Genomic DNA, 6,495 nt, shown 5'->3' on the forward strand with positions numbered 1-6,495 from the left:
GCGATCACTGTCAGTAACTCTTCTAAGTGAACAGTAAATTACTTAGGTAGGATTTGCACCTACTGGAAAGCTACAGCATCGTGGCACACCAACGTAATAGCTAAACTACGACCAGAGGGCGTGTCGACCGATGGATGGAGATTAGCTAATGTTATAGCCTTTTTATAAATTATGCCATTCGTGATTACACTTTCCATTACATTCCTCATTTCTTCTTACCGTATCACAATATTTAAAGAGTGATAAAACTGAAATAAAAGATTTACGTAACTCCCCTTCAGGTAATCTCTCAAGTTTAGGTATAGCTTCTTTTAATGGAAACCTATTTAGAAGTACAACAGACGTAAAAGTAGGTTTTAGAGGAATATTATTAATCGCAGAATGTATCTTTTCTTTTGTTGGTTTAGATTGTAACAGAGCTAGACATGTAAATTTGAACACCTCATATTGCAATTCTATAGACTCTAAAGAATCGAACCACTTTACTCCATCTTCAAAGCTAATTATACTTTGTGCTACTTTATTTATCTTTACTTCATGTTCTTTCATAATATATCTAATCAGTCATATCTTCTGGTTCTATAACTTCAAAATCTAAGATTTCAGACGCTACTCTTTTTATCTTTTCTTTCCATGCTTCCCATTCAGACTTTTCCATATATGCAAAAAAAGATAATCCACTTGGCTCCAATGAGACACAAATATGTTTTTCTTCTTCTAAAAAGCTAAACCAATAAGGTATACCTTCTTCCCCTTTGTTTGTTTCTCCAGTTCCGAAACCAAGCCAACCGTCCATTTTCTCATATATTTTAGGAACTTTCTCCCAAATTTCATTTGGTAAGTGTTCCCAAATGTTCAAATTCATTGATTGATATTCCATACCCAATAGGCTATAACATTAGATAAACACAATAGCGTTCATCCCTAAAAATTTCACAGATATACGCCATATGGCATATATCCATTAGTAAAAATCCTCTCAACTTCCATTAAGTTTAAGTTTGCTGTTAGATTGTTGAAAGATGATTTGAATTTACATGTTTATGTATTACAAAACAAGAATTGATTTTTTTGAATCAACCAATCGACGTTCAAAAAATATTTTTTTCAAATCAATTCGTGAGCAAATGCAAATTATCTCTTCAAGTTTGAGTGGCTGCTGATTTTTGATGTGATTTCGGAAAATTTGGGCATAAAAAAGTCCCTGAAGAGGGATCTTGTGAAAAATTGTGGAGTGAAGTGAGGGGAAATTGGTGAGTTGAGATGATTTTTATTGAAAAATGAATGGATTAGACACACTTCTTCTGTTGCAATACAGGGATTGGGTTCTTCCAGATTTTGAATTGTGGTTGATCTTTGATCAGTTCACGCATCCAATAATATTTGGGACCGGGTTGTGCTTGCTGTGTTCTGAGGAGTTGAAGGTATTCCATCCAAAGGTCGTAGTATTCCCAATCGTCTTGATGATGATGGTACTTTTTACCAATGCGGTAGGCATACCATTTTTTGAGGTAGACAGCATCGTAGTTCTTGCCTTTAAATTTTAGATCGTAGTACTGATCAGAGTACCAATAGATATATCTTCTTTCGGCATAAAGCTCATAATCATTTTTCCTCCTTGGATGATGTATGAATGGGTTTTTCTTTTTGGAACCGGCATATTTCTTTCGTGCTAAAAATAATTTGTGTGCATATTCTGCATCGTACTTTTGGGTTTTTGGATTGGTATTTCTTTTCAACTCACGATAGATCGTAGATTGGGACACCTCTAAACCTTCCGCAATTTCTGCTACGGTAAATCTTTTGTCTTCAATAAGACGTTGGATAACTTTTCTATGATAAAGTTGAAGGTTTTTGCCTTCATTCGTAACCCTATAATTGAAATCATGGATTTTTGTTTTGTTTATCTATTGATTTTAAGATGGAATGAAGTTCTTAACGTAGGTTACAAACATATTCTTATGATTAAAATTGATCATAATAGCCTTCCAATAATAATTGTTCATTCACTTCAATGAGACTGTCTTCAATATAATTTACACTATCTTCAATTGAATCATCTAAGTACACAAAGAATAGACTTTCGTTCTTGATCAAATAATAATACCAATCTGGATAACCTAAATCAAAAATAACCTTTGATTGATATTTTTCACTTAAACTCTTCAAAAAAGGAATCATCTTTTCTCTTCCTTTCAGTTCATTGGTGACCACTAACTGCAATTGTGTTCTGAATCCTTTTTCTTCGTAACACAATTGATAAAAAATAGTATCCTTATCATACTCTCCAACTGCTTCTAAATGCATTACTGAATTATTTTTAAAGAATTGAGTTAGGAATATAATAATTTGCTCTTCAGGGATGAAGTGCTCTATATAGATTTGAAAGTTGTTATCCATTTTGAAATTTACTCTGATTCATACAATTATATTCCAAGCAGATTTACCATTATGAAATGATCATACTCTGTTCGTGGTGTAAGCCATCAGGCGTCACTGCGAACTTGATTTTGTTTAAGTTTGTAACTTATAACAACATACATTATTTCAAGTATTTCCACGATAGTTTTATAAAGTTATAAGTTACAGACTTAAACTATTCTATAGTTCTCAGTGACGCCTATCGGCTTGACACTAAGAACAGTGTAAGTGAGGTCTGCAGTTACTTTTCAATTTCAATACTACTTATATAACCAATAATCGTTTTCTCATCAGAATCTGAAAAGATTAAAATTTGTATATCGACTGCTTTATAATATATTATTTTAATTTTCTCTCCATCATATTCCTCCATATTCAATACTAATTTTTCAATACCATAGAGTCCTTTCTTACCCTTGAAGGCCTTTAAATCAGCTCTAATTTTATATATATTTAATGCGTTTTCTGTCTCTAAGTGAGCTGTACTTTTTCTATCAAATGTAAGAGTACTTAGCTTCTTTTTAATTGATTCAAATTTACATTTCTCATTAATTAGTTTATTTATTAGCATTAGACTAAATCATCTTAATTAGCATCAAATCTCAAACATGTAATTAGAACAGTAAACAGAATAATTATCAATCTGATAAAGCTGTTCTCACCATTTCCCACCCATTCATATCAACATGTGAAATTGGACCAAAAGGATCTTCATTCTCGAACATCAAACACCATTTTTCACTATTATCCTCAGGAAGAATAACACCATTTAGTTGTATAAATTGTTCTGTTCTTCCATCATCAAAGTAATTAATGAATTCTTGTTTTGCAGGTTCCTCTACCATTGGTAATAATGCTGTACTGTACTTGTCTGACAGTAATGCTAAAAAAGCAATTTGGAAAGGCGTAAGTTCCTCATCATTAAATAACACTCCTTCAAAGGTGTTTACTATTTCTTTCTCAGTTTTGAGATATTGATTATTTAAAATCAGTTTTTGAACTTCTGATATTTCATTGATAAAAGTTGACATATTATTTTAAGTTTAGAGATTAAGGAAAAATAACCGGCGTATTTTTTTCTGGATTATATTCATAAAATGATGTACCAGTAAGACCATTTTCTTCAAAAGCATTTTTTAATCGTTCTGTAAATAAACATCCTAATGAAGTTGGTGTTCTAGGTATAAAATCTAAAGGCTTTCTAAATGCTATTTTTTCAATTTCAAGTTCAGTTCCTTCAGGTATTTTATCATATTCATTATCGAATTCTTCTTCAGATGGTATAGTTCCTTTATCAAACCACTTTACTATTTCGTTAGTTTCTTCATCTCTAATTGCATATTCTGAACCAGCATAATCTACTTCAGAGGTATACCAAATAGGATGAAAGATAAAGTAGTTCATATTTTTCTTGTTTAGAATATCTATCTCATATATACGGTGATCAGGAAGATTGAAGTTTTTCAATAAGTTTAGAAATCTTTCAGAAATCACTAATAAGCTAGAATGAGGACAATCTGCCCACTGTTTACTCAAGTAACTAGTCCAACCATAAAGATCTTGGGCCCATGGTTCTGAATTAATAAGTTCTTTATCTCTTGTCACTAATTCCATAGGAATTGTTGTTGGGTTTTCCCAAAACTTATGGCCAGATATTTTATCTTGTAAACGTAACTCAAACTCTGTTCTAAGAGTGTACATCACATTCCACTTTCCATGTTCATTATACTTTCTTAGTGAATAAAGTCTCATTTGCTATCGTTTTTTATAAATGCTTTGCTTTGTTATTCTAATAGTTTTAAAACATACTTCTAACTATCAGCAACTTTTGATATTTCATTGATAAAAGTTGACATATTATTTTAAGTTTAGAGATTAAGGAAAAATAACCGGCGTATTTTTTTCTGGATTATATTCATAAAATGATGTACCAGTAAGACCATTTTCTTCAAAAGCATTTTTTAATCGTTCTGTAAATAAACATCCTAATGCAGTTGGTGTTCCAGGTATAAAATCTAATGGCTTTCTAAATGCTATTTTTTCTTTTTCTAGATCTGTGCCTTTAGATATTTTTCTATATTCATTTATAAACTCTTCTTTAGATGATATAGTATTTTTACCAAACCACTTTACTATTTCATTAGTTTCTTTATCCCTAATCGCATATTCTGAAGCAGCATAATCTACTTCAGAGGTATACCAAATAGGATGAAAGATAAAGTAGTTCATATCTTTCTTGTTTAGAATATCTATCTCATATATACGGTGATCAGGAAGATTGAAGCTTTTCAATAAGTTTAGAAATCTTTCAGAAATCACTAATAAGCTAGGATTAGGACAATCTGCCCACTGTTTACTCAAGTAACTGGTCCAACCATAAAGATCTTGAGTCCAAGGTTCTGAATTAATAAGTTCTTTATCTCTTGTCACTAATTCCATTGGAATTATCGTTGGATTTTCCCAAAACTTATGACCGGATATTTTATCTTGTAACCGTAATTCAAACTCTGTTTTAAAAGTGTACATTACATTCCACTTTATATGTTCATTATACTTTCTTAGTGAATAAAGTTTCATTTGCTATAGTTTTTTATAAATGCTTTGCTTTGTTATTCTAATAGTTTTAAAGTATACTTCTAACTATCATCACTTTCTTCTTCACTTTCCCCTTTTAAATTGCTTGAAGTGATTTATTACCTTTTCCTCAGGTGTATGCTTTTCAATGTAGATTTGCTGGTAATTTTCCATTGTAAATAATTTGCTTAATTGCTTGAAGTAATACTTAAAGAACTGAATTTAAATAATATTTTTTGAAATACAAATTGTGGCTATTAGTCATCAACTACACAATTTCAATCCCAAAAAAGTGACACCATTTTAAAAACAGTATCACTTTTTACATAAGTACTAGGACAAAAGTAATCGAGTAAAAGTATTAAGATCAAAATTGATTTTATATTCTACTCCATATTGCTCAATGATACAGTTGATTTTTTTCTTGAATTTAGTCCAAGATGTATAGTCTTCCGGTTTAAGCCATTTGTATTTCATAAATCTCCATAAAGTTTCTATAATGTTTAAATGAGGACTGTATTTCGGTAAAAAGAAGATATATAATCCTTTTTTATTCCAATCTTCTATGTGTTTGTAAAACTGTTGGTTTCGGTGAACAGGAGCGTTATCAAGAACAATCACAGTTTCTCTTTTTATTTTACTGGAAAAATCATTAATACATTCACAGATGAAGCTACCATCAACTGTTTTTTCTGTAGAATATGTACAAAGAGTATTACAAGGTGAAAGCAATCCAAAAATATTAATGCGCTTACTGTTTTTAGGTAAAATACGCACCTGCTTTTTGGGTAATTGCCAACCGTAAGCCATTGATGGCTTAAGACTAAATCCCACTTCATCACCAAAGTATAAATCTACTTTATTCACTCTATAGAATGCATAAAAGGCTTTTAATCGTTTCACCAAGTCATTTACTTCTTCTTGATTCTGTTTCTTTTTAAGACAAAGTCTAAAACGTCGCCATCGGTAGCCAATCTTTTTAAAAAGCGGTTTAGCGTCCTTTTAGACATATCCACTTTTAAGTGTTCCTTTACACCATGAATAACAATATCTAAATCTTGCTTTTCCTTATCTAATAGGCGATGAACTAGATTCAGATGGCGGTTATCCTTGGTATTTAACTTTGAAGGCCGACCTGATTTTGGAGCATCTAATAAGCCTGCTATTCCATAGTTTTCCCAATCATTAAACCATCTTGAAATAGTATATTTTTTACTGATTGAAAGAAAATTTGCAATTTCTTTTATCTGCTTACCTGAGTCACTTAATAAAAGTGCCAAACAACGATTACGAAAACGTGCATTGGGATGCTTTTTTTGAGCTTCTTTCAAAGTGATCTTTTCAGCTTTACTTAATTCTGTGATAAACCTCATAAAACTGTAACAAAAAACCATTTCAAAAGTTCCCATTTCTTTTGTCACAGTACTTAAGTACATTGTAAACTAAGTTTTCAAGTATTTTTGGTATTTAGAAATCAGGAGATTTCTTATGATCTGTAGG

Annotated in this window: 10 protein-coding genes; all 10 read right to left on the minus strand. The window is 31.2% G+C overall.

Annotated features, from left to right (window positions below):
- Window positions 1–162 precede the first annotated feature (162 nt).
- A complete protein-coding gene (locus HHU12_RS32595) occupies window positions 163–549 on the minus strand; it encodes a DUF5958 family protein (RefSeq protein ID WP_169660915.1) in 387 nt (128 codons plus the stop codon).
- Between the two features lie 7 nt (window positions 550–556).
- Window positions 557–880: a hypothetical protein gene (locus HHU12_RS32600; RefSeq protein ID WP_169660916.1), complete on the minus strand. Its 324-nt coding sequence runs from the start codon at window positions 878–880 to the stop codon at window positions 557–559.
- Window positions 881–1,289: 409 nt separating this feature from the next.
- Window positions 1,290–1,907: a helix-turn-helix domain-containing protein gene (locus HHU12_RS32605; RefSeq protein WP_169660923.1), complete on the minus strand. Its 618-nt coding sequence runs from the start codon at window positions 1,905–1,907 to the stop codon at window positions 1,290–1,292.
- Between the two features lie 58 nt (window positions 1,908–1,965).
- Window positions 1,966–2,400 (minus strand): hypothetical protein, encoded by a 435-nt coding sequence (locus HHU12_RS32610; RefSeq protein WP_169660917.1) that lies wholly within the window; start codon window positions 2,398–2,400, stop codon window positions 1,966–1,968.
- A gap of 262 nt (window positions 2,401–2,662) precedes the next feature.
- Window positions 2,663–2,992, minus strand: a complete 330-nt coding sequence (locus HHU12_RS32615) for a hypothetical protein (protein ID WP_169660918.1) — start codon at window positions 2,990–2,992, stop codon at window positions 2,663–2,665.
- 67 nt (window positions 2,993–3,059) lie between these two features.
- Window positions 3,060–3,452 carry a hypothetical protein gene (locus tag HHU12_RS32620; protein WP_169660919.1) on the minus strand — a complete coding sequence of 131 codons (393 nt, stop codon included), beginning with the start codon at window positions 3,450–3,452 and terminating at the stop codon, window positions 3,060–3,062.
- A 19-nt stretch (window positions 3,453–3,471) separates the two neighbouring features.
- Complete coding sequence (locus HHU12_RS32625) at window positions 3,472–4,173, minus strand: hypothetical protein (protein WP_169660920.1); 702 nt, start codon at window positions 4,171–4,173, stop codon at window positions 3,472–3,474.
- Between the two features lie 123 nt (window positions 4,174–4,296).
- Complete coding sequence (locus HHU12_RS32630) at window positions 4,297–4,998, minus strand: hypothetical protein (RefSeq protein ID WP_169660921.1); 702 nt, start codon at window positions 4,996–4,998, stop codon at window positions 4,297–4,299.
- Between the two features lie 330 nt (window positions 4,999–5,328).
- Complete coding sequence (locus tag HHU12_RS32635; RefSeq protein ID WP_169660924.1) at window positions 5,329–5,970, minus strand: IS630 family transposase; 642 nt, start codon at window positions 5,968–5,970, stop codon at window positions 5,329–5,331.
- Window positions 5,907–6,404, minus strand: a complete 498-nt coding sequence (locus tag HHU12_RS32640; protein ID WP_169660922.1) for a helix-turn-helix domain-containing protein — start codon at window positions 6,402–6,404, stop codon at window positions 5,907–5,909. Before HHU12_RS32640 ends, HHU12_RS32635 begins: the two co-directional genes overlap by 64 nt.
- Window positions 6,405–6,495 lie beyond the last annotated feature (91 nt).

The sequence above is a fragment of the Flammeovirga aprica JL-4 genome, assembly GCF_012844305.1.
Taxonomy (GTDB): Bacteria; Bacteroidota; Bacteroidia; order Cytophagales; family Flammeovirgaceae; genus Flammeovirga; species Flammeovirga aprica.

What these genes read in the sequence shown, in the direction of transcription:
- HHU12_RS32620 (WP_169660919.1), bottom strand. Translation starts at nt 3,452, where the DNA reads ATGTCAACTTTTATCAATGAAATATCAGAAGTTCAAAAACTGATTTTA.
- HHU12_RS32640 (WP_169660922.1), bottom strand. Translation starts at nt 6,404, where the DNA reads ATGGGAACTTTTGAAATGGTTTTTTGTTACAGTTTTATGAGGTTTATC.
- HHU12_RS32610 (WP_169660917.1), bottom strand. Translation starts at nt 2,400, where the DNA reads ATGGATAACAACTTTCAAATCTATATAGAGCACTTCATCCCTGAAGAG.
- HHU12_RS32630 (WP_169660921.1), bottom strand. Translation starts at nt 4,998, where the DNA reads ATGAAACTTTATTCACTAAGAAAGTATAATGAACATATAAAGTGGAAT.
- HHU12_RS32595 (WP_169660915.1), bottom strand. Translation starts at nt 549, where the DNA reads ATGAAAGAACATGAAGTAAAGATAAATAAAGTAGCACAAAGTATAATT.
- HHU12_RS32615 (WP_169660918.1), bottom strand. Translation starts at nt 2,992, where the DNA reads ATGCTAATAAATAAACTAATTAATGAGAAATGTAAATTTGAATCAATT.
- HHU12_RS32625 (WP_169660920.1), bottom strand. Translation starts at nt 4,173, where the DNA reads ATGAGACTTTATTCACTAAGAAAGTATAATGAACATGGAAAGTGGAAT.
- HHU12_RS32600 (WP_169660916.1), bottom strand. Translation starts at nt 880, where the DNA reads ATGGAATATCAATCAATGAATTTGAACATTTGGGAACACTTACCAAAT.